At 67.7% G+C, this 22,764-nt stretch carries 19 protein-coding genes and 1 tRNA gene; 7 read left to right on the top strand and 13 right to left on the bottom strand.

What is annotated here, in order from left to right:
- Positions 1 to 71 precede the first annotated feature (71 nt).
- On the bottom strand, positions 72 to 752 hold the full coding sequence (locus tag WS49_RS14595; protein ID WP_044843730.1) for a PspA/IM30 family protein: 681 nt from the start codon (positions 750 to 752) through the stop codon (positions 72 to 74).
- 437 nt (positions 753 to 1,189) lie between these two features.
- Here WS49_RS14595 and WS49_RS14600 point away from each other — a divergent pair, with 437 nt between their 5' ends.
- Entirely contained in the window at positions 1,190 to 3,709 is a 2,520-nt protein-coding gene (locus WS49_RS14600) for a penicillin-binding protein 1A (protein WP_059529610.1), read from the top strand.
- A gap of 88 nt (positions 3,710 to 3,797) precedes the next feature.
- Here WS49_RS14600 and WS49_RS14605 read toward each other — a convergent pair whose 3' ends face one another.
- The 4 genes from WS49_RS14605 to mfd form a co-directional block, all read right to left on the bottom strand.
- Positions 3,798 to 4,268 carry a DUF3574 domain-containing protein gene (locus WS49_RS14605; protein ID WP_059529613.1) on the bottom strand — a complete coding sequence of 157 codons (471 nt, stop codon included), beginning with the start codon at positions 4,266 to 4,268 and terminating at the stop codon, positions 3,798 to 3,800.
- Positions 4,269 to 4,401: 133 nt separating this feature from the next.
- Complete coding sequence (locus WS49_RS14610; RefSeq protein ID WP_059529616.1) at positions 4,402 to 5,421, bottom strand: threonine/serine dehydratase; 1,020 nt, start codon at positions 5,419 to 5,421, stop codon at positions 4,402 to 4,404.
- Positions 5,422 to 5,481: 60 nt separating this feature from the next.
- A complete protein-coding gene (gene argE / locus WS49_RS14615) occupies positions 5,482 to 6,702 on the bottom strand; it encodes an acetylornithine deacetylase (RefSeq protein ID WP_059529624.1) in 1,221 nt (406 codons plus the stop codon).
- Positions 6,703 to 6,798: 96 nt separating this feature from the next.
- Positions 6,799 to 10,269 (bottom strand): transcription-repair coupling factor, encoded by a 3,471-nt coding sequence (gene mfd / locus WS49_RS14620; protein ID WP_059529627.1) that lies wholly within the window; start codon positions 10,267 to 10,269, stop codon positions 6,799 to 6,801.
- A 108-nt stretch (positions 10,270 to 10,377) separates the two neighbouring features.
- On the opposite strand from mfd, the gene ispD reads away from it, so the two are divergent.
- Positions 10,378 to 11,088 (top strand): 2-C-methyl-D-erythritol 4-phosphate cytidylyltransferase, encoded by a 711-nt coding sequence (gene ispD, locus WS49_RS14625; protein WP_059529630.1) that lies wholly within the window; start codon positions 10,378 to 10,380, stop codon positions 11,086 to 11,088.
- 28 nt (positions 11,089 to 11,116) lie between these two features.
- On the top strand, positions 11,117 to 11,602 hold the full coding sequence (gene ispF / locus WS49_RS14630; protein WP_057925367.1) for a 2-C-methyl-D-erythritol 2,4-cyclodiphosphate synthase: 486 nt from the start codon (positions 11,117 to 11,119) through the stop codon (positions 11,600 to 11,602).
- A 144-nt stretch (positions 11,603 to 11,746) separates the two neighbouring features.
- Here the strand turns inward: ispF and WS49_RS14635 are convergent, their stop codons facing one another.
- The 4 genes from WS49_RS14635 to ompR all read right to left on the bottom strand — a co-directional run bounded on the left by WS49_RS14635 (position 11,747) and on the right by ompR (position 15,225).
- Complete coding sequence (locus WS49_RS14635) at positions 11,747 to 12,274, bottom strand: carboxymuconolactone decarboxylase family protein (protein ID WP_044843722.1); 528 nt, start codon at positions 12,272 to 12,274, stop codon at positions 11,747 to 11,749.
- A 76-nt stretch (positions 12,275 to 12,350) separates the two neighbouring features.
- Positions 12,351 to 12,899: a peroxiredoxin gene (locus WS49_RS14640; protein ID WP_006478563.1), complete on the bottom strand. Its 549-nt coding sequence runs from the start codon at positions 12,897 to 12,899 to the stop codon at positions 12,351 to 12,353.
- Positions 12,900 to 13,088: 189 nt separating this feature from the next.
- A complete protein-coding gene (locus WS49_RS14645) occupies positions 13,089 to 14,450 on the bottom strand; it encodes an ATP-binding protein (RefSeq protein ID WP_059529635.1) in 1,362 nt (453 codons plus the stop codon).
- A 40-nt stretch (positions 14,451 to 14,490) separates the two neighbouring features.
- Entirely contained in the window at positions 14,491 to 15,225 is a 735-nt protein-coding gene (gene ompR, locus WS49_RS14650; RefSeq protein ID WP_004192636.1) for an osmolarity response regulator transcription factor OmpR, read from the bottom strand.
- Positions 15,226 to 15,483: 258 nt separating this feature from the next.
- On the opposite strand from ompR, the gene WS49_RS14655 reads away from it, so the two are divergent.
- The 3 genes from WS49_RS14655 (at position 15,484) to WS49_RS14665 (ending at position 18,673) form a co-directional block, all read left to right on the top strand.
- Positions 15,484 to 15,762: a hypothetical protein gene (locus WS49_RS14655; RefSeq protein ID WP_059529638.1), complete on the top strand. Its 279-nt coding sequence runs from the start codon at positions 15,484 to 15,486 to the stop codon at positions 15,760 to 15,762.
- A gap of 120 nt (positions 15,763 to 15,882) precedes the next feature.
- The gene (locus tag WS49_RS14660; protein WP_059529641.1) at positions 15,883 to 17,382 is read left to right on the top strand and encodes a DUF1800 domain-containing protein; all 1,500 of its coding nucleotides are present in this window, start codon (positions 15,883 to 15,885) and stop codon (positions 17,380 to 17,382) included.
- Between the two features lie 67 nt (positions 17,383 to 17,449).
- Complete coding sequence (locus WS49_RS14665) at positions 17,450 to 18,673, top strand: DUF1501 domain-containing protein (protein WP_059529644.1); 1,224 nt, start codon at positions 17,450 to 17,452, stop codon at positions 18,671 to 18,673.
- A 24-nt stretch (positions 18,674 to 18,697) separates the two neighbouring features.
- On the opposite strand, the gene hpnD is transcribed toward WS49_RS14665, so the two are convergent.
- A complete protein-coding gene (hpnD, locus tag WS49_RS14670; RefSeq protein ID WP_059529647.1) occupies positions 18,698 to 19,531 on the bottom strand; it encodes a presqualene diphosphate synthase HpnD in 834 nt (277 codons plus the stop codon).
- Between the two features lie 236 nt (positions 19,532 to 19,767).
- Between hpnD and WS49_RS14675 the strand changes: the two genes are divergently transcribed.
- A tRNA-Leu gene (locus WS49_RS14675) sits at positions 19,768 to 19,854 on the top strand.
- A gap of 227 nt (positions 19,855 to 20,081) precedes the next feature.
- On the opposite strand, the gene WS49_RS14680 is transcribed toward WS49_RS14675, so the two are convergent.
- From WS49_RS14680 to WS49_RS14690, 3 genes are all read right to left on the bottom strand, one after another.
- Positions 20,082 to 20,312 (bottom strand): hypothetical protein, encoded by a 231-nt coding sequence (locus tag WS49_RS14680; protein WP_059529650.1) that lies wholly within the window; start codon positions 20,310 to 20,312, stop codon positions 20,082 to 20,084.
- 97 nt (positions 20,313 to 20,409) lie between these two features.
- A complete protein-coding gene (locus WS49_RS14685) occupies positions 20,410 to 21,519 on the bottom strand; it encodes a class II histone deacetylase (RefSeq protein ID WP_059529653.1) in 1,110 nt (369 codons plus the stop codon).
- Between the two features lie 14 nt (positions 21,520 to 21,533).
- Positions 21,534 to 22,751 (bottom strand): MFS transporter, encoded by a 1,218-nt coding sequence (locus WS49_RS14690; protein ID WP_059529657.1) that lies wholly within the window; start codon positions 22,749 to 22,751, stop codon positions 21,534 to 21,536.
- Positions 22,752 to 22,764: the final 13 nt, after the last annotated feature.

Genomic DNA, 22,764 nt, shown 5'->3' on the forward strand with positions numbered 1-22,764 from the left:
CCGGGCGCGAGCGCCCGTCTCCTGACGATCGGTGCGCGCCGCGGGCCCGGCGGGCCGCGGCGCGGTTGCCGTTACTGCGCGGGCGTGTCGAGCTGCTTCTTCAGCGCGGCGAGGCGGTCCTCGACCGACGGGCCCTTGTTCAGCGCGGCGAGCTTGTCGTCGAGCGCCTTGCCGCTCGACGTGTCGGCCGAATTCAGGCGGGCGTCCGAGCGCGCGTTCTGCAGCGCGACCTTGTCCTCGAGCTTCTGGAAGTCCTCGGACAGGTTCTTGCCGCCGATGCCGCCCAGCGCGCTGGCCGCGACGTCCTTCGCCTGCGCGATTTCCTGCTTGGCCTGCAGGATGTTCGAGCGCGCGTTCAGGTCGTTGCGGCGCTGACGCATGTCGGCGATCTGCCCCTTCAGCTTGTCGACCGACGGCTCGAGCGTCGTCAGTTCGGCCGCGAGCGCATCGCGCTCGGCTTCCGCGTTCGACTGCGCGGCGAGCGCCTCGCGTGCGAGCGCTTCGTCGCCGGCCTGCAGTGCGCGCTTCGCGCCGTCCTCGTACTTCTTCACCTTGTCGTCGGCCGCATCGCGCTTGCTGCGCTGGGTCGCGACTTGTGCCTCGATCTCGATCAGCGAATTCTCGGCACGGCCGATGCTGTCGTCGAGCTCCCGCACGATCTGCCGTGCGTCGCGCGACGGATCCTGTACCGAGTCGGCCGCATCGTTCAGCAGGCCTTTGATCGTGCGCGAAACAGAGTCGAAAAGCGACATGAAATCCTCCGTGGTTGAAAGGTGCCGCGTCAGCGGCAATGCCCGTCGCGAATCGGTTCCGACCCGCGTGAGCTGGCGGATATTACACCGCCGGCCCCTTAAATACGGCTTAAGTGCCGGAGTTCAAGCGCGAGGCGTGTGCGGACTTCCACCTTTCGCATCTGAAAGAAACGGCGCGGCACGCACCGGGTTGCGAGTCCATGATAGGCGGAGCATGGCGCCAATACGTTCCGCAATTCACGCTTGTGCGGGAATTTTTACAAAAAATCGCGAAGCCGATCGGTCGATTTCATTAAAATGCGCTGTCACGTCGCGGGAACGGATCGCCGCGCGGCGGGGTCTGTCGACGTGACAGTTGCCACGATGCACCCACTCTGATTCATCCGCTTGCATTTTCCGCATGCGTCCGAGGGCGCCACGCCGCCCGCCATTCCGACATGCCAATTATCAAACGACCGTCTTCTTCTTCCGATCGGAACGAACCTCACTACACGTTGCGCCGTTCGCCGTCGGGAGCCTATTACCCCGATGACGACGACCGCGGCGACGACCGGCGCGCGCAGCGTCGCGGCGGCGGGGGCGGCGATCGCCGTTCGTTCGGCTCGCGCGTCGCGCTGTGGTTCGTCGGCCTGTTCGCGACGCTCGCGATCGTCGGTGCGCTGATCGTCGGCTACGCACTCGTCGTGATGGCGCCGCAGCTGCCGTCGCTCGATGCGCTGACCAACTACCAGCCGAAGGTGCCGCTGCGCGTGTTTACCGCCGATCACGTGCTGATCGGCGAGTTCGGCGAGGAGCGCCGCAGCCTCGTGCGCTTCCAGGACATTCCCGACGTGATGAAGAAGGCGGTGCTCGCGATCGAGGACTACCGCTTCTACGAGCACGGCGGCGTGGACTTCCTCGGCATCCTGCGCGCGGGCGTCGCCGACCTGATGCACGGCGGCGCGCGCCAGGGCGCGAGCACGATCACGATGCAGGTCGCGCGCAACTTCTTCCTGTCGAGCGAGAAGACGTATACGCGCAAGATCTACGAGATGCTGCTCGCGTACAAGATCGAAAAGGCCCTGACGAAGGACCAGATCCTCGAGCTGTACATGAACCAGATCTACCTGGGCCAGCGCTCGTACGGTTTCGCGGCCGCCGCGCGCGTGTATTTCGGCAAGGACCTGAAGGACATCACGCTCGCGGAAGCGGCGATGCTCGCGGGGCTGCCGAAGGCGCCGTCCGCGTATAACCCGGTCGTCAATCCGAAGCGCGCGAAGGTGCGTCAGGAGTACATCCTGAAGCGCATGCTCGAGATCGGCTACATCACGCAGCCGCAGTACGACCAGGCGGTGAAGGAAGAGATCCACGTGCGCACGCCGGGCAACCAGTACGCGGTGCACGGCGAATACGTCGCCGAGATGGTGCGGCAGATGATGTACCAGCAATACAAGGACGAAACCTATACGCGCGGGCTGACCGTCACGACGACGATCAACTCGGCCGACCAGGAAGCGGCGTACCAGGCCGTGCGTCGCGGCATTCTCGATTACGAGCGCCGCCACGGCTATCGCGGGCCGGAAGGCTCGATCAACCTGCCGGCGGCCGGCGACGATCGCGACGAGGCGATCGACGATGCGCTCGCCGATCACCCGGACAACGGCGACCTGCAGTCGGCGGTGGTGCTGGCCGCGTCGCCGAACGCGGTCGAGGTGCAGTTCGTCGGCGGCGCGACGACGACGATCGGCCCGGCCGGGCTGCGCTTCGTGTCGGCCGCGCTGAGCCCGCGCGCGAACGCGACGCTGCGGATCAAGCCGGGCTCGATCGTGCGCGTGCTGAAGGACGGCAAGACGGGCTGGCAGGTCGTGCAGCTGCCGCAGGTCGAAGGCGCGCTCGTCGCGATCGCGCCGCAGGACGGTGCGATCCGCTCGCTCGTCGGCGGCTTCGACTTCAACAAGAGCAAGTTCAACCACGTGACGCAGGCGTGGCGCCAGCCGGGTTCGTCGTTCAAGCCGTTCATCTATTCGGCGTCGCTCGACAAGGGCCTCGGACCGGCGACGATCATCAACGATGCGCCGTTGTACTTCCCGCCGAGCGTGCCGGGCGGCACCGCGTGGGAGCCGAAGGACGACGATCAGCCCGACGGCCCGATGTCGATGCGCACGGGCCTGCAGCGTTCGAAGAACCTGGTCTCGATCCGGATCCTCGCGTCGATCGGCACGCAGTACGCGCAGGAGTACGTGACGCAGCGCTTCGGCTTCGATCCGGCGAAGACGCCGCCGTATCTGCCGATGGCGCTGGGTGCCGGCCTCGTGACGCCGCTGCAGCTCGCGACCGGCTATGCGGTGTTCGCGAACGGCGGCTACAAGGTCGATCCGTACCTGATCGCCGAAGTCGACGACGCGCGCGGCCAGCCGCTGCAGAAGTCGCAGCCGGTGATCGCCGGCGGCACCGCGCCGCGCACGATCGAAGGCCGCAACGCATACGTGATGAACAGCCTGCTGCACACGGTCGCGACGGCCGGCACGGGCGCGGGCACCAACGCACTCGGCCGAAGCGACCTGCAGGGCAAGACGGGTACGACGAACGATGCGAAGGACGGCTGGTTCGCCGGCTACCAGCAGTCGCTCGTCGCCGTCGCGTGGATGGGCTTCGACCAGCCGAAGAGCCTCGGCAGCCGCGAATTCGGCGCGCAGCTCGCGCTGCCGATCTGGGTGAACTACATGCGCACCGCGCTGAACGGCGTGCCCGAGCAGCAGATGCCGATGCCGGACGGGCTGACCTCGATCGACGGCGAGCTTTACTACGCTGATCGCACGCCGGGCAACGGCTTCGTCGCGAGCGTGGACATCAACCCGGCCGCGAACGCGATCAGCGCGAACGACGCGCTCGGCTCGGCCGGCTCGGAGGGGCTCGCGCCGCCGCCCGTCACGCAGCAGGAGAAGCAGCAGATCATGGACATGTTCCAGAACAAGTAAGCGATACGCGGATGTTTCGCATGCGACGGGCGCCTTCGGGCGCCCGTTTTCTTTTGCGTGTCGCCGTGCGCCGGCCGATGAAGACGAATCAGAACGACGCGCAGGCCGGCACGAGCGTGATGCCGACGGACTCCTGCCGGAAGCGCTCGCGGTACGCTTGCCGGATCTCGGCAAGCCGCGCGTGCGTGTTGGCCGTATCGTCGGCGACGATGCGGACCACGAAACTCGCTTCGCGGATGATCCGGCCGGTGGCGCGGTCGCGCCATTGGCCGTGGGTGTCCCAGTAGGTGAAGCCGTCCGGAAAGCGCGGCGTGACGACGTCGGCGAGGAACCCCGCGCGTTCCGCATCGGTGACGGGGCCGCGTCCGGCGATATCGCGCCCGAACAGCAGGTCGGCCTGCAGCATCCGGTGCGCGTCCGGCTGCACGCAGGCCGTGGGCGTGCCGACGACGGGCGAGGGTGGCGCCGCGCAACCGACGAGCAGCGCGATGGCGGCGGTGCCGATCGCGTAATGCGCGCGACGCCGCCACGTCGCGGGACGGGCGTTCGAAGGCGGCATCTGCCTATTTCGCGTCCGGCGTGCTTCGCGCGCGTAAAACGCTGCGCGCTCAACCACTTGCGTGCATGTCCGGCGGGTTATCAACAGGGCTGTCAACATAAACTGGGGATAACCCGGGGTGCCGTGCACGGCGTCAGTGCTGCAGTTTCGCGTGCGCGAGATGCATGCCGAGCGTCGCGGGGTCGGTGTTCGTGCCCGACAGCAGCACGCCGATCCGCTTGCCCTGCAGCGTTTCGCGCAGCGGGCCGAGCAGCGCCGCGAGCGCGGCCGCGCACGCCGGTTCGACCGCCAGCTTCAGATGCGAGAACAGGAACAGCATCGCCGCGCGCAGCGCGTCGTCGGACACCGTGACGATGCGGTCGACGTGGCGCCGGCACAGCTGGTAGCTGTATTCCTCGGTGTGCGGCGCCATCAGCGAGTCGGCGATGGTCTGCATCGCGCTCATCTTGATCGTGTGATTCGCCGCGAAGCTGCGGCTCATCGCGTCGGCGCCTTCCGGTTCGACGCCATACACGTGCACGCGCGGATTCGCGAGCCGCAGCGCGGTCGCCATGCCGGCCGCGAGCCCGCCGCCGCCGATCGGCACGATCACCGCGTCGAGATCGGGCGTCTGCGTCGCCCATTCGTAGCCGAGCGTCGCGGTGCCGAGAATCGTGTGATAGCCGTTGAACGGATGGATGAAGAAGCGGCCTTCCTCGGCCTCGATCCGCCGCACGAGGTCGAATGCCTGCGACGCGCTGCCGGCGAGCACGACTTCGGCGCGGTACTGCTTGCACTGCGCGATGCGCGCCGGGCTCGCGGTATGGAACATCACGACCTTCGCGCTGCTGCCGAGCCGCATCGCCGCGTACGCGACGGCTGCCGCGTGATTGCCGGCCGACACGCACGTGACGCCGGCGTTCTTGCGCGCTTCGTCGAGGGCCATCAGGTGCGTGAACGCGCCGCGCGCCTTGAAGCTGCCGCTCACCTGCAGCAGCTCGAACTTGAAGTTGACGTGCGTGCCCTCGAGGGACGGGAGGTCGGCGCGCTCGAACACGGGCGTGCGCGCGACCCACGGCGACAACGCGAAATGCTGCGCGGCGATTTCGTCGAGCGTCGGAATCGGCTCGCCGTCGATCGTCGTATGGGCGGTGCCCTGTTGTTCAGTCGACATGACGTGGCGGATGGCGGGGTGGGCCGGCCCGCGCACGCAGGCCGGCGTGGCGGGGGGCAGTCAGTGTGCGTCGACCGACATGCTGCGGATGAACTTGCGCAGGAACTGCTCGCAGGCGGCGAGCTGCGCGAGTTCGACATACTCGTTCGGCTTGTGCGCCTGTTCGATGTTGCCGGGCCCGCACACGATGCTCGGAATGCCCGCGCGTTCGAACAGGCCGGCCTCGGTGCCGTATGCGACCTTGCGCTTGTCCTGGTCGGCCGTCAGCGCGCGCACGAGCTGCGTGATCGCGGCCTGTTCGGTCGCATCGAGCCCGGGTGCGGCGGCGATCTTCGAGAACTCGATCGCCGCGTTCGGATGCTCGCGACGCATCTGCGGCAGCAGCGTTTCCTGCGCATACGCTTCGATGCGCGTGAAGATCTGCTCGGGATCGAGCGTCGGCAGGTTGCGGAACTCGAAGTCGAACCGGCATTCCGCCGGCACCGTGTTGATCGCGTTGCCGCCCTGGATCGTGCTCGTTTGCGCGGTCGTGAACGGTACGTCGTACAGCTCGTCGAACGGGCCTTCGGCGCGGAAGCGCTCGGCGATGTCGCGGATGTGGCAGATGAGGCGCGCCGCGTATTCGATCGCGTTCAGGCCCTTCGGCGTCAGCGACGAGTGCGCCGCGTGGCCGCGCACGCAGCAGCGGTACGCGTTGATGCCCTTGTGCGCGATGATCGGCCGCATGCTGGTCGGCTCGCCGACGATGCAGCCGGACGGCTTCACGCCGCGCTTGACGAGATCGGCGATCAGAAGCGGTGCGCCCGCGCAGCCGATTTCCTCGTCATAGGACAGCGCGAAATGGATCGGCTTCGCGAGCTTCGTCGCCTGCATCTCCGGCAGCAGCGCGAGCGCCGCGCCGATGAAGCCCTTCATGTCGCACGTGCCGCGGCCATACAGGCGGCCGTCGCGCAGCTCCGGCGCGAACGGGTTGCTGTCCCACTGCTGGCCGTCGACCGGCACGACGTCGGTGTGCCCCGACAGCACGATGCCGCCGTCGGTCGAGCCGTCGTGCGCGGGCACGGTCGCGAACAGGTTGGCCCAGCCTTCGCGCGGGTCGTGCGTGAGCGTCGACACGATGCCTTTCGCGGCCAGTGCGTCGCGCACCGTTTCGATCAGCCCGAGGTTCGGCACGCGGCTCGTCGTGTCCATCGACACCAGCCGCTCGATCCAGGGCAGGCTGACGAGCGAAGCGTCGCCTTGCGGGGCGGCGGACGGCGCGGGCGCGTCGAGTGTGGACATGGCAAAACTCCGTCTGATGAATGGGAAAATCATACTCAAAAACGCGCGCGCCCGCCTTCGCCGGCCGCGATGCGGTGCAGCATCGCGGCCGTGCGGTCAGCGTGCCGCGCTCGCCGCGTCGGCGCGCGGCGCGAGCGCGCGCAGCGTCTCCTTGATCGTCGACACGCGGATCGCGAGGTCGGGCGAGCGCGTCTCGATGCGCAGCTTGTCCTGGCCCGCGAGCTTGATGTGCCGGTGCTTCTGCACCATCTCGATGATCCGCATCGGATCGATCGGCGGGTTCGGCTCGAACTGCAGCCCGATCGCGGCCTCGCTCGCGTCGATCTTGACGATGCCAAGCGGCTTCGCGGCCAGCCGCAGCCGGTGCGTCTCGACGAGCGCGTGCGCCTGCGGCGGCAGCTTGCCGAAGCGGTCGATCAGCTCTTCCTGGATGCCGTCGATCGCGTCGCCGTGTTCGCAGTTCGCGAGACGCTTGTACAGCGACAGCCGCTCCTGCACGTCCGCGCAGTAATCGGCCGGCAGGATCGCGGGCGCGTGCAGGTTGATTTCCGTCGTCGCGGCGAGCGGGGCGGTGAGGTCGGGCTCCTTGCCGTTCTTCAGCGCCTTCACCGCGTCGTTCAGCATGTCGGTGTAAAGCTGGAAGCCGATCTCGTGGATCTCGCCCGACTGCTTGTCGCCGAGCACCTCGCCGGTGCCGCGGATCTCGAGATCGTGCATCGCGAGATAGAAGCCCGAACCGAGTTCCTCCATCTGCTGGATCGCCTCGAGCCGGCGCTGCGCCTGCTTGGTCAGCGACTGCGGGTCGTGGACCAGCAGGTACGCATACGCCTGGTGGTGCGAACGGCCGACCCGGCCGCGCAACTGATGCAGCTGCGCGAGGCCGAACTTGTCCGAGCGATGCATGATGATCGTGTTCGCGCTCGGCACGTCGATGCCGGTCTCGATGATGGTCGTGCACAGCAGCACGTTCGCGCGCTGCGCGACGAAATCGCGCATCACGCGTTCGAGTTCGCGCTCGTGCATCTGGCCGTGCGCGATCACGATGCGCGCCTCGGGCACGAGTTCCTCGAGCATCGCCTTGCGGTTTTCGATCGTTTCGACCTCGTTGTGCAGGAAGTACACCTGGCCGCCGCGCTTCAGTTCGCGCAGCATCGCCTCGCGGATCACGCTTTCTTCCTCGCGTCGCACGAAGGTCTTGATCGCGAGCCGCTTTTGCGGCGCGGTCGCGATCACCGAGAAATCGCGCAGCCCCTCGAGCGCCATGCCGAGCGTGCGCGGGATCGGCGTCGCGGTCAGCGTCAGCACGTCGACCTCCGCGCGCAGCGCCTTCAGCGCTTCCTTCTGGCGCACGCCGAAGCGGTGTTCCTCGTCGATGATGACGAGGCCGAGGCGCTTGAACTGCACGTCCGACGACAGCAGCTTGTGCGTGCCGATCACGATGTCGACGCTGCCTTCGTTGATCTGCGCGATCGCCGCGTTCACTTCCTTCGCGGTCTTGAAACGCGACAGCTCGACGATGCGCACCGGCCAGTCCGCGAAACGGTCGGCGAAGGTCTGCGTGTGCTGCTCGGCGAGCAGCGTGGTCGGCGACAGCAGCGCGACCTGCTTGCCGCCCATCACCGCGATGAACGCGGCGCGCAGCGCGACCTCGGTCTTGCCGAAGCCGACGTCGCCGCACACGAGGCGGTCCATCGGCTTGCCGCTCGTCATGTCGCCGATCACGGCCGCGATCGCCGCGGCCTGGTCGGGCGTTTCCTCGAAGCCGAAGCTTTCCGCGAATTTCACGTAGTCGCGCGGCTCGAGCGCGAACGCATGGCCTTCGCGGGCCGCGCGCCGCGCATACAGGTTCAGCAGCTCGGCGGCCGTGTCGCGGATCTGCTGCGCGGCCTTGCGCTTCGCGCGCTCCCACTGGCCCGAGCCGAGCGCGTGCAGCGGCGCGCTGTCGGGATCGGCGCCGCTGTAGCGCGAGATCACGTGCAGTTGCGCGACCGGCACGTAGAGCTTGCTCTCGCCCGCGTATTCGAGATGCAGGAATTCGGTTTCGCCTTCGCCGAGATCCATCGACACGAGGCCCATGTAGCGGCCGATGCCGTGCTGCGCATGCACGACCGGATCGCCGACCTTCAGCTCCGACAGGTCGCGCACCATCGCATCGACGTTGCTCGCCTGTTCCTGGCGGCGGCGCCCGGCGCGGCGGCCGAGCGCACCGTACAGCTCGGTTTCGGTGACGATCGCGTAGCCTTCGCCCGGCACCGCGAAGCCGCTCGCGAGCGGCGCGACGCCGAGCGCGAAGGGCGCGTCGCTTTCGAGCCAGCCTGCGAAGTGGTCGTTCGACGCGGGGCGCAGGTGATGCTCGGCGAGCAGTTGCAGGATCGTTTCGCGGCGGCCGGCCGATTCGACCGTCAGCAGCACGCGCTTGCCCGACGATTCGACGAACGTGCGCAGCGCGGCGAGCGGATCGTCGGCATGGCGATCGACGGTGAGCTCGGGCAGGCCCGTCGCCCAGCCGCCCGCCGGCTGCGCGGGCAGCACGACGCGCGCGAACGGCTTCGCGAACGCGAAGAAATCCTCGTCGGACAGGAACAGGCGCTGCGGCTCGAGGATCGGCCGCTCGCGATCGTGCGCGAGGAACGCATGACGCTGCTTCGTGTCGGCCGTGAAGCGTCGGATCGACGCTTCGAGGTCGCCGGCGAACACGAGGTGCGCATCCTGCGGCAGGTAGTGGAACAGCGTGGCCGTCTCGTCGAAGAAGAGGGGCAGGTAATACTCGATGCCGGCCGACGGCACGCCGTTGCCGATGTCCTTGTAAATCGGCGCGCGGCTCGGGTCGCCTTCGAAGGTTTCGCGCCAGCGGCTGCGGAAGGCCGTGCGCGCGGCTTCGTCGAACGGAAACTCGCGGCCGGGCAGGAGGCGCACGTCGCGCACCGGATAGAGGCTGCGCTGCGTATCGGGATCGAACGCACGGATCGAGTCGACCTGGTCGTCGAACAGGTCGATCCGGTACGGCAGCGGCGAGCCCATCGGGTACAGGTCGAGCAGCGAGCCGCGCACGCAGTATTCGCCGGGGCGCACGACCTGGCTCACGTGCTCGTAGCCGGCCAGCGTGAGCTGCGCCTTCAGCTTTGCCTCGTCGAGCCGCTCGCCCTGCGCGAACGCGAACGTGTACGCGGCCATGAACGAGGCGGGCGGCATCCGGTACAGCGCCGTGGTCGCGGGCACCAGCAGGATGTCGCAGCGGCCCTCGCCGAGGTCGTGCAGCGTCGCGAGGCGCTCGGAGACGAGATCCTGGTGCGGCGAGAACGTGTCGTACGGCAGCGTTTCCCAGTCCGGCAGCAGGCGCACGCGCGCGTCGGGCGAGAAATAGCGGAGTTCCTGCGACAGCCGCTGCGCGTCGACCGCGTTCGCGCAGATCACCGCGAGGAGCGGGACCGCGTCGCGGTTGTCGGCGAGATAGCGGGCGATGGCGAGTGCGTCGGCGGAGCCGTGCGCGCCGTCGAAGGCGAACCGCTGGCCCGGTTTGACGCGGGCGACGGGCGAGGCGAACGGGGTGGAAGCGTTGTCTGGCATAGGGACGGCAGGGGTGGCGGGCACGGGCGCATCGCGGTGCGCCGGTCGAGACGAAAGACCTATTATAAAATCCGCTTCTCGATTTCATCTTTCCGGCGTTTCCCCTTCGTGACTCCCCGACTTTTCGCCCTGATTCCTTGCGCCGGCACGGGCAGCCGTTCCGGCTCTGCCGTGCCGAAGCAATACCGCACGCTGGCCGGCCGCGCGCTCCTGCATTACACGCTCGCCGCGTTCGACGCGTGCAGCGAATTCGCGCAGACGCTCGTCGTCCTCGCACCGGACGACACGCACTTCGACGCGCGCCGTTTCGCGGGCCTGCGTTTCGCGGTGCGCCGCTGCGGCGGCGGCTCGCGGCAGGCGTCGGTGCTCAACGGGCTGCTCGGGCTGGCCGAATTCGGCGCGACCGACCAGGACTGGGTGCTGGTGCACGACGCCGCGCGCCCGGGCATCACGCCGGATCTGATCCGCACGCTGGTCGCGACGCTGAAGGACGACCCGGTCGGCGGCATCGTCGCGCTGCCGGTGGCCGATACGCTCAAGCGCGTGCCGGCCGGCGGCGACGCGATCGCGCGCACCGAATCGCGCGACGCGCTTTGGCAGGCGCAAACGCCGCAGATGTTCCGCATCGGCATGCTGCGCGACGCGATCCTGCGCGCGCAGCGCGAAGGGCACGACCTGACCGACGAGGCCAGCGCGATCGAATGGGCCGGCCATACGCCGCGTGTCGTGCAGGGCAGCCTGCGCAACTTCAAGGTCACGTACCCGGAAGATTTCGCGCTTGCGGAAGCGATCCTCGCGCGCTCCTCGAACGCTTCCTGACTTTCACCTCATCTCAACCGGACTACGCATGGATTTCAGAATCGGACAAGGCTACGACGTGCATCAGCTCGTCCCGGGGCGCCCCCTCATCATCGGCGGTGTGACGATTCCTTACGAGCGCGGCCTGCTCGGTCATTCGGACGCGGACGTGCTGCTGCACGCGATCACCGACGCGCTGTTCGGCGCGGCGGCGCTGGGCGACATCGGCCGCCATTTCTCCGACACCGACGCGGCGTTCAAGGGCGCGGACAGCCGCGTGCTGCTGCGCGAGTGCGTCGCCCGCGTGAAGGCGGCCGGCTTCACGATCCAGAACGTCGACAGCACGGTGATCGCGCAGGCGCCGAAGCTCGCGCCGCACATCGACGGGATGCGAGCGAACATCGCGGCCGATCTCGGACTGCCGCTCGAGCGCGTGAACGTGAAGGCGAAGACCAACGAGAAGCTCGGCTATCTCGGCCGTGGCGAGGGCATCGAGGCGCAGGCCGCCGCGTTGCTGGTGAAGCAGGGCGCGTGAGCGTCTGAAACCGCCCCGAAGCGGCGCGCCGGTCGCGCCGCCGGAATGAAAAATGCCACGCGTTTGCGTGGCATTTTCGTTTTTGCGGTGCGGTGCGGCGCGCGTGGCCGCCGCAGTGCACCGCGCTGCCGCTGGCGCGACGGCTTATTCGCCTTCGGCTGCGATCACCTGGGCGGCGGCGTTGATCACCGACGCGATACGGCCGACGTCGCGCAGCTGCGTCGTCGTCATGCCTTGCTCGTTCTTCAGCAGCGCATAGTGCGACTTCACGCAGAAGTGGCACTTGCCGACGATCGATGCGGCGAGCGCGTACATCTCGAACCTGCGCTTGTCGACGCCGCCGTGCGACGCATATGCGCCCATCCGCAGCTCGGCACGCTGCGTCTTCAGGTCGGCGTCGTCGGCCATCTCGACATACGGATACCAGGTGTTGTTCATCCCCATCAGCGCGGCCGCCGTCAGCACGGCGTTCGTCTCTTCGGGCGACAGCACGCCGGCTTCGCGGATCGTCTTCACGAGCACGGTGCTCTTCGCCGCGACCGCCGCCGCCAGCGCGACGCCGACTGCATCGGTGCCTTCGAGCGACGAGCGCGAGATCGTGCCGTCGAGGTTCAGGCGAATGTCCTTCGCGTAGTCGGGGATACGTGCCTTAATCGAGTCGATGAATTCCATTGATATCTCCTATGGGTTGGCCGTTAAAAAAGCCCGCAGGCAGGACGTGCGCCGCGGGCTTCGTGCATCGATGCGCTTACAGCGTTGCGCCGCCGACTGCACGGTTGCACGGGCACAGTTCGTCCGTTTGCAGGCCGTCCAGAATGCGCAGGACTTCTTCCGGGCTGCGGCCGACGTTCAGGTTGTTCACCGAAACGTGCTGGATCGTGTTGTCCGGATCGACGATGAACGTCGCGCGCAGGGCCACGCCGGCTTCCTTGTCGCGCACGCCGAGCTGGTCGATCAGCTCGCCCTTGACGTCGCCGAACGAGTAGTGGTTCAGCTTGTCCAGGTCCTTGTGCTCACGGCGCCATGCGAGCTTCACGAATTCGTTGTCCGAGCTGCCGCCGAGCAGGACGGCGTCGCGCTCTTCGAACTGCTTCGTCAGCTTCGCGAACTCGACGATTTCCGTCGGGCACACGAACGTGAAATCCTTCGGATAGAAGTAGATGATCTTCCACTTGCCCGGGAACGACGCTTCGGTGACGGTCTCGAACGCCGACTGGCCGTTTTCCTCGTGATTGTTGAAGCCCGGCTTCGCGGCTACGACGGTGAATGCTTCGAGTTTATCGCCCACGGTTTTCATGCGGATACTCCTGTGTGAGTTGGGAAGAAGACTGAGTCAAGCTACCTCGGTGCTGCAACGTTGGTGTGACAGCATGGGCAGGACTATAACACTATTAACAAAGCGCTTCAATAGATTTTGGCTAACGATTCCCATAGTTTTTTTCAACCGCGCCGATAGTGTGACGCGCAAGAAGCGTGCGCGAACGCGTCACGCCGTCGCACGCGTCTTGCCGGCGCCGGGGAATTCGAGGGTGACTTCGAGGCCCGCTTCGGGGCTGCGGTTGCGCAGGCGCAGCGCGCCGCGATAGCGGCCGACCAGGCGCAGCACGATCGCCATGCCGAGCCCCGTGCCGTCCGCCTTGGTGCGCGCCGTGTCGACGCGGTAGAACGGCCGCATCACGAGCGGCAATTGGTCCTCGGGGATGCCGGGGCCCTCGTCGCTCACCGACAGCTCGACGCGCGCGTGCGTCACGCGCGTCTCGAGCGTGATGCGCGATACGCCGTCGTCGCGGCTCTGGCCGTATTTGCGCGCGTTCTCGACGAGGTTGCCGATCACGCGGCGCATGTCGGTCTCGTCGGCTTCGATCACGGCGGTCGCCGCGAGCCGCGTGCGGATCTCGACGCCGTCCTCGCCCGCCACGCGCGCGGCGACTTCCTGCGCGATCGACGACAGGTCGACGGGCTCGGGCTTGCGTTGCGACGGGCGCGCGTAATCGATGAAGGCCGCGATGATGCGGTCCATCTGCTCGATGTCGTCGACCATCGCGTCCTTGGTCGCCTGGTCGGACGGGCTCATCTCGGTCTCGAGGCGCAGCCGCGCGAGCGGCGTGCGCAGGTCGTGCGAGATGCCCGCGAGCATCAGCGCGCGGTCGGCCTCGAGCTGTTCGAGATCGCGCACCATCTGGTTGAAGCTGCGGTTGGTCTCGGCCGCGACGCCCATCCCGCGCTCGGGCAGCAGCTCGGGCGTCTGGCCCGAGCCGATCTGCCGCGCGGCGAGCGCCAGCCGCGAGAACGGCCGGTTCACGAGACTCGTGATGAACGCCGAGCCGAACAGCGACAGCGCGAGCGCGAACAGGCCCCAGCCGGCCCACTGCAGGCCGGTGACGCTGTCGAGCTGGTCGCGGTCGAGCGCGACCCAGTAGTCGTCGTCGTCGATCTTGAAACTGATCCACACGCCCGGGATGTCGTTGACCGATTGCGCGATCACGGTGTCGTCGCCGAGACGGCTGCGGATGTCGTGTTCGATCAGGCGGTTCAGCGATTCGTCGGGCTGCAGCTTGAACTTGTCGGTTTTTTCGCGCGGGTACACGCGCACGCCCTCGTTGCTCTCGAGATCCTGCAGCAGCGCGCGCCGCAAATCGGGATCGGAATAGAGCAGGGCGGTGCGCGTGAGCTTCACGATCGCGACGAGCTGGAGCGCGACGCGCTGCGCGCGCGGCTCGCGCTCGATCACGCGAAAGCTCTGGAACCACGCGGCGAGACTGACCGAGATCAGCAGCGCGATCAGCAGGAAGGTGCGCCAGAACAGCCCGCCGAACGCGAGCTGCAGGAGGCGCCGGTCGATACGCATGGGACGGGCCGAGGGCGGGCGAAACCGGAAAGGAAAAAGATCAGGCGGCGCCGTCCGGAATGAACACGTAGCCGAGGCCCCAGACGGTCTGGATGAAGCGCGGGCTGCCCGGATCCGGCTCGATCAGCTTGCGCAGGCGCGAGATCTGCACGTCGAGGCTGCGGTCGAACACTTCGTATTCACGGCCGCGCGCGAGCTCCATCAGCTTTTCGCGCGACAGCGGCTGGCGCGGATGACGTGCGAACACCTTCAGCACCGAGAATTCGCCGGTCGTCAGCGGAATTTCCTGGCCGGACTTCGTCAGCGTGCGCGTCGCGAGGTTCAGCGAGAACTCGCCGAACTCGAACACCTCGGTGGTTTCAGACGGCGCGCCCGGCAGCTCGGCCGGCGCCTGGCGGCGCAGCACCGCGTGAATGCGTGCGACGAGTTCGCGCGGATTGAACGGCTTCGGCAGGTAGTCGTCGGCGCCCATCTCGAGGCCGACGATGCGATCGACGTCCTCGCCCTTCGCGGTGAGCATGATGATCGGCGTGCGGTCGTTGCTGCCGCGCAGGCGGCGGCAGATCGACAGGCCGTCCTCGCCCGGCAGCATCAGGTCGAGCACGAGCAGGTCGAAGCGCTCGCGCACCCAGAGCTTGTTCATCGCGGTCGCGTTTTCCGCGACGTACACGTTGAAACCCTGCTCGCCGAGATAGCGGCGCAGCAGATCGCGCAGGCGCGGGTCGTCGTCGACGACGAGAATCTTGGAGGGGTTTTTCGTTTCCATGAGCGGCATCTTATCGCGAATGGGAAATTACGCACGGTCGCGTATTTTCGCGCGTTACAGTCCGTTACAAAATTTACCCGTAGTGTCGCGCGGAGTAAAGGCAGGCTATAGAGATTCCTTTACTCGAAGCCGAAATTCGGTAGATACTCCCCTGCACTCCATCTTTCATCTTTGTACGCCCGAATTCCGCAGGGTTTTTCAAGTACCAGAGGTAACCGGTTGCCGCGTGACGAAGGGAACAAATCGACCAAAGAAGCGAGGACGGTCATGCGATCTGCCCGGATTGCACTGATGCTGACGATCGCACTTGCCGGTCCATATGCGTCGAACTTCGCGTATGCGCAGCGCCCCGAGCAGGGCGCCTCGTCGCGCAAGCTGCCGCGCGGCAAAGCGCCGCAGCCCGACCGCGCCGCCGACATGGCGGTCCGTTCCGCCGTGCCTCCCGATCTCGAACAGCGCCGCCGCGACGGGCACATGACGCCCGAGGAGCGCCACCTGTTGCGCCAGCACATCGAGGACGCCGTTCGCGAGCTGTACAAGCGCTGATCCGCACGCGCCCACGCGCGGCGCGGAAAGATTCCGTAGCAATTTTTCCGTCAACTTTCGGATGCCTGCTGCCGTTGTACCGGCATCCGCACCGCCGGTGCGTTCCGGGAGTCCACGACGATGAAAGCGAACGCTGCCGCCCCGGCATCGCCCGCGATGCAGGCGCCGCTCGACGCCGACGATGCGCTGTTCTTCCTGAGCCGCACCGGCTTTTCTCCCGCACCGGCCGAGGTCGCCCGCATCGTCGGGATGACGCGCGCGCAAGTCGTGGCCGACACGCTCGGCAACGTGCGTCGCGACCCCGTGACGCCCTGGCCCGACTGGCTCGCCGAGTTGCCGCCGACCCGCGCGCAGCGACAGGCGCTGACGCCCGACATGCGGCGCGACGAGCAGGGCGAACGCAATCGTCGCTACGATGTGTTGCGGGCGGCGTGGGTCAACGAGATGGTCGTGACGCCTTCCCCGCTCACCGAGCGCATGACGCTGTTCTGGCACGGGCATTTCACGTCCGGTCAGGACAAGGTCCCGTATCCGCAGACGATGGCCGCACAGAATGCGCTGTTTCGCCGCGAGGCGCTCGGCAACTTCGGCACGCTCCTGCATGCGGTCGCGAAAGATCCGGCGATGCTTCAGTATCTCGACGGCGCGAGCAACCGCAAGGGCCGTCCGAACGAGAACTTCGCGCGCGAGGTGATGGAGCTGTTTACGCTCGGCGAAGGGCATTACACGCAGCACGACGTCACCGAGGCCGCGCGCGCGATGACCGGCTGGAGCGTCGATCCCGATACGCTGCGCTTCGTGGTGCGGCCCGAATGGCACGACGCGGGCGACAAGACGATACTCGGCGAGACCGGTGCGTTCGACGGCGACGGCTTTCTCGACATCCTGTTGAAGCGGCCCGACACCGCACGCTTCATCGCCGGCAAGCTGTGGCGCGAGTTCGTATCCGATACGCCCGACGCCGGCGCGCTCGATGTCGTCGCCGAACGGTTTCGCGCGAGCGGCTACGACATACGCGCGGCGCTCGCCGCCCTTTGGTCGACCGACGAATTCTGGGATCCGCGCAATCGCGGCGTGCTCGTGAAGTCGCCGGCCGAGTTCGTCGTCGGATCGGTGCGGTTGTTCGATGTCGCATACGGCGATCCGCAGATGCTCGCGAACACCGTGCGCACGCTCGGGCAGAACCTGTTCTATCCGCCGAACGTGAAGGGCTGGCCGGGCGGCGCGATGTGGATCAACAGCACGACGCTGCTTGCGCGCAAGCAGTTCGTCGAGCAGTTGTTCCGCGCGACCGAGACCGCCGGCATGCGGGCGCCGGCGCATGCAATGGCGGCACCGTCGCCGAATAATGCGCACGCGATACCGGTTGCCGACGCCGCGTCGGTTGCCGGCATGCGCGGTGCGCCGGCCCGGCCCGCGCGCGGCGGCCTGCGATTCGACCTCGAACGCTGGCTTGCGCAGTATCGTGCACGGCCGCAGGCGATTGCCGGATTGTCGACCGAGCTTCAATTGCAGCACGCGGTGCTGCCGGTGTCGCCGGTCGCGGCCATCGATACGGACTCGACCGGCGGCGCGTATCTCGAGGCGCTGCTGATGGATCCGGCCTATCAACTGAAATGACCGAAACGACGATGAACAGGCGCGCTGCCGCGGTGGCCATGCCGCGCGGCGAACCGAAGGATGCACGATGAACCGACGTGATTTTCTGACGCTGACGGGCGCCGCGGCCGCGGCGGGCGTGTCGTTGTGGCAGCCGCCCGCGCAGGCGGCGACATCGATGGCCGCGGCGGGGCGGCAGCCGGCGGCCGGCTATGCGAACGTGCTGATCCTCGTCGAGCTGAAGGGCGGCAACGACGGCCTCAACACCGTGGTGCCGTATGCCGATCCGCTCTACTACCAGTTTCGCCGAAGCATCGGCATCAAGCGCGATCAGGTGCTGCAGCTCGATGCGCATACGGGGCTGCACCCGTCGCTCGCGCCGTTGATGCCGCTGTGGCGCGACGGGCAGGTCGCGGTCGTGCAGGGCGTCGGCTATCCGCAGCCGAACCTGTCGCATTTCCGCTCGATCGAGATCTGGGATACCGCGTCGCGCTCCGACCAGTACCTGCACGAAGGCTGGCTCACGCGCACGTTCGCGCAGGCGCCGGTGCCGCCGGGCTTCGCGGCCGACGGCGTCGTGCTCGGCAGCGCGGAGATGGGGCCGCTCGCGAACGGCGCGCGCGCGATCGCGCTCGTCAATCCGGCGCAGTTCATCCGCGCGGCGCGGTTGGCCGAACCGTCGTCGCTGCGCGAGCGGAACCCGGCGCTCGCGCACATCATCGACGTCGAGAACGACATCGTGAAGGCGGCCGACCGGCTGCGCCCGCGCGGCGGCATGCGCGAGTTCAGGACCGCCTTTCCGGCCGGCACGTTCGGTACGTCTGTGAAGACCGCGATGCAGGTGCTCGCTGCATGCGAGGCGTCGGGGCCCGGCGCGCAGGACGGCGTCGCGGTGTTGCGGCTCACGCTCAACGGTTTCGATACGCACCAGAACCAGCCGGGGCAGCAGGCTGCGCTGCTCAAGCAGTTCGCGGAAGGGATGAGTGCGATGCGCGGCGCGTTGATCGAACTCGGACGCTGGAACCAGACGCTCGTGATGACGTATGCGGAATTCGGGCGGCGCGTGCGCGAGAACCAGAGCAACGGCACCGATCACGGCACCGCCGCGCCGCATTTCGTGATGGGCGGGCGCGTGGCGGGCGGGTTGTACGGCGCGGCGCCGGCACTCGGGCATCTCGACGGCAACGGCAACCTGCCGGTCGCGGTCGATTTCCGCCAGCTGTATGCGACCGTGCTCGGGCCGTGGTGGGGGCTCGATGCGACGCACGTGCTGCAGCAGCGCTTCGATACGCTGCCGCTGCTGAAGGTGTGATGCCGGGGAGGGTGACGGCGCGGGTCAGCGGCGGCGCGCGGCGCGCCACGCGATCCACAGCTTGCGGATCGGTGTCAGGGCGATGCGCTGGTGCAGCACCTGGTAGCCGTCGCGCTCGATTTCGTCGAGCAGCGCACCGGCCAGTGCAATCTGCGCGCGCAGCGTGCGTTGCGCGCGGCGCTCGGATGCGGGGACCGCTGCGTCGGCGGCGGCCAGCGCGTCGCGTGCGCGGCCCGTCTGAAACTGCAGCAGCTCGGTGAAAGCCGGGCTGTAGCGGCGGTTCAGCAGGTCGGCAGCGGTCACGTTGTAGCGTTGCAGTTCGTCGATCGGCAGATAGATGCGGCCGTGCCGCGCGTCGTTGCCGAGTTCCTGCACGAATTGCGCGAGCATCAGCGCGCGGCCGGCATCCGCGGCCCACGGTTGCGGGTCGGCCGGATTCGCGGCACTTGCGCGCGCGACCAGCGACGCGAAGGTGCCGCCGACCTGCGCGATGTAGCGTTGCAGGTTCGCGAAATCCAGATAACGCGCCTGTTCGAGATCCATACCGTAACCGTTGACGAGCGTGCGCAGCGCATCGGATTCGGCCTTGATCGCCGGGTGGTGTTGCGCGAGCGCCTTCGTGACCGGATGCGACGGTTCGCCGGCGGCGAGCGCCGCGAGTTCCTTGTGCCACCACGCGAGCTTCGTGTGTCCGACGGTCGGATCGCTGGTTTCCTTGACGGTTTCCTCGAGTTCGCGGCGCAGCGCGAACAGGGCCGTCAGCCGCGGTTCGGCGGCGAGCGGCGCCTGGCGCAGCGCGTAGTAGACGCTGGAGCCTGCGGGGGCGGCCTTTTGCTGACAGTAGTCGTCGAAGTTCACAGGTGGGATCGTGGCGGAGGCGGGTTCGGGGACGCGCGCCGGCGCATGGCCGGCACGTCGAGCGCGGCATTCTAGCACCGCTGTTCGACGGGTGTCGGTTGGGCGAGACAATGCTGCACAGATCGGGTAGAATCTCGCGCTCGCCTGATCGGGTGTGCCGGTTTTTGGTTCGGCATGAAGCCCCGGGCGCGTGGAGACCGCATCTTGCGTGCCATGCGATTGGGCGACAGAAATCCGCGTGAGTGGCGAAATTGGTAGACGCACCAGGTTTAGGTCCTGACGCCCGCAAGGGTGTGCCGGTTCGAGTCCGGCCTCACGCACCACGAAGTCGAACGTACCCCGCCAAGGGCCGTTCCAAAAAAGCGCTGCCGGTTGGCTGACCGGCAGCGCTTTTTTGTTGGTGCGGTTCCGCGCGGAGTGCACGCGCGGGCTTATGAACGGTTCCAATCCGAATGGAGAGGCTTGCTGCTCGCCGCAGATACCTGTACTGGACCTGAAAAAGAAGCGCCGCGCGTCCACCGACCGCGGCGCTTCGTCGTTTCAAGCGTGCCTAGTCCCAGAAACTCCGCACCGCGACCGCCACGATCACCGGCACCGAGAACACCAGTGGAATCGCGAAATACTGCGCTTCGCGATCGACGATCCAGCTATAGATCAACCACGCCGCGCCGATCGCGAACGTGACGAGCCCGACCAGCACGGCGGCGATATTCAGTGCGAGCTTCGAAGGCTGGCGGCGCGCTTTGTCGTTGGTGTCGGGGTCGCGCGGAGACGATTTCATCTGAAGAGGGGGCTGGACCTGGCAGGTGTAAAAGCACAGGAAACCCCATCCGCACCGATCGCGCAAGGGCCGGCTCCGCATCGTTGGTGAGCGCGCGTTACAAGCCGAACGACGCGGCCAGTTCGTCGAGCAGTTCGCGCTGGAACGCGACGAACCGCTCGCCCGGCTGCTGCGCGATCGCGAGATCCAGCATCGGGTCGGCGACATCGGTTCGGATACCGGCCAGTTCCTCGACGATCGCCAGTCCGCAGAACGGCACGTACGCTTCCGAATAGCCGCCCTCGTGGACGATCACGAGCCGCCCGCCGCAATGGCGTTGCGCCGCCTCCTTTACCGCGCGCGTCATGTACCGGTAACTGTCCGTATGCAATTGCATGCGCGCGAGCGGATCGACCGCGTTCGCATCGAGGCCGCTCGCGACGACGATCAGTTCCGGCCGGAACCGCTCCAGCGCCGGCAGCACGATCCGCTCGAACGCGTGGCGATACGCGTCGTCGCCGCTGCCCGCGAGCATCGGCACGTTCAGGTTCGCGCCGATGCCCGCGCCTGCGCCGCGCTCGTCGCCGCCGCAGTAGCCGGGCGGAAAGCAGCGGTCCTGATGCAGCGAGATCGTCAGCGTGTCCGGATCGTCGTAGTAGATCGATTGCGTGCCGTTGCCGTGATGCACGTCCCAGTCGATCACCGCGACGCGGTCGATGCCATGCTTCGCGCGTGCGGCCTCGATCGCGATCGGGATGTTCGCGAGCAGGCAGAAGCCCATCGGGCGATCGCGCAGGCAGTGATGGCCGGGCGGTCGCGACAGCGAAAACGCGTTCGCCGCGCGCTCGGCGACGACGGCGTCGACCGCCGCGATCGCGAGACCCGCGGACAGCGCGGCGATCTCGTAGCTACCCTTGCCGAACGGCGCGAGATCGCCGAGGTCGCCGCCGTTCGCATCGCTGAGCGCGCGGAATGCGTCGAGATAGCTGGCCGGGTGGATGCGCAGCAGATCGCCGGTGGTGGCCGGTGCGGCACCGCGCATGTCGAGTTGGTCGGCCAGGCCCGACGCCTGCACGAGCGACAGGAGGCGGCGCTTCGAATCGGGTGATTCCGCGTAGCCTGCGCTCGACGGCGGCTGGACCCAGCCGCCGACCGGGAAGAACAGCGCGTGCGTGCCGCCGGTGTGCCAGAAGGTGCGTTCGTCGGTGAAGAAGGCAGTGCGATTCATGGATCGGTGACCTGTCACGGTTGGGAAGAAACGGAAGTGATGGAAGACCGCGCGCGCCGATCGATATGGCGCAGCGCGACAAACGATGCGATCGCGACGGCCGTCGCGGTCGCGAACAGCGCGTGCATCGTGCCGCCGGCATCGAGCAACAGCCCGGCGAGGAGCGGGCCGGCCGCGAGGCCCGCGCCGATCACGAAATTGAGCGTCGCGACGAGGCGTCCGGACGTGTCGATCTGAGCGACGGTCGCGAGAATGAACGGCAGTACGAACGTCCACGCAAACTTGAACGCGAAGATCGCCGCGCCGTAGCCGCTCGCATGCGGCAGCGCGGCGAGTGCGACGAGCGACGCCGCGAGCAGCGCGTAACCGGCGGCCAGCATCGTGCGCCGCGCAAGCCGGCCGCCCGCGCACGATGCGAGCGCCGCGCCGGCAATCCCCATCACGCTCGCGATCGCGAGCACGTTGCCGGTCGATTGCGGGTCGAGTCCGGCTTCCGCCGCCGCGCGGCTCGCGAATGTCCATACGCTGCCGATCGCGAGATAGAAGCTCAGTACCGCGCCGATCGCGAGCGCGACGAAGAGCCGTGGTGCATCCGTCGCGGCGCCGCGCGCGGCCCGGGCCGACGCGGGCCGCGCACCGAGCGTCGCCGGAAAGCCGCGTGACAACGGCGCGGCAACCAGCGCGAGCGCGGCGAGCGCGACGTACAGCGCGCGCAGCCCGAACGCGGCGAACACGTGCGGCAGCATGAACAGGCCAACCGCACCGGCGACCAACTGGCCGACGACCCACAGCCCGTACACACGATCGCTGTTCTCGCTCGTGGCCGCGCTGGTCATGCAGAGCACCATCAGCGAGCCGCCGCCGAGCGCCGTGACGGCTCGCAGCGCGAGCAGCGCGACGAAGCCGGGCATCCACAACGCGGTCAGGAGATTGCCCGCGCCGAACAGCGCGATCGCGCACGCGGCGACGCGGCGCGCATCGACGCGGCCGAGCCACAGGTACGACGGCACGGTCGCGAGGCTGAACGCGCCGAGTTCGACGAAGAAGTAGGTGCCGATCTGCGACGCGGACAGCCCGAGCTGCGTCGCCAGTTGACCGGCGACGGCCGGCGCGACGAGCAGCAGCAGCGGCGTGATGGCCGCGAATACGACGAGCGCGACGAGCGTCGAGCGCGCGAAAGGCGCCGCGCGGCCGTCGGACGACGGCGCGGCATCGGAGCAAAGGGTTTTCATGGCGGGATCTCGC

This window comes from Burkholderia sp. RF7-non_BP4 (assembly GCF_001521935.1).
Taxonomy (GTDB): domain Bacteria; phylum Pseudomonadota; class Gammaproteobacteria; order Burkholderiales; family Burkholderiaceae; genus Burkholderia; species Burkholderia diffusa.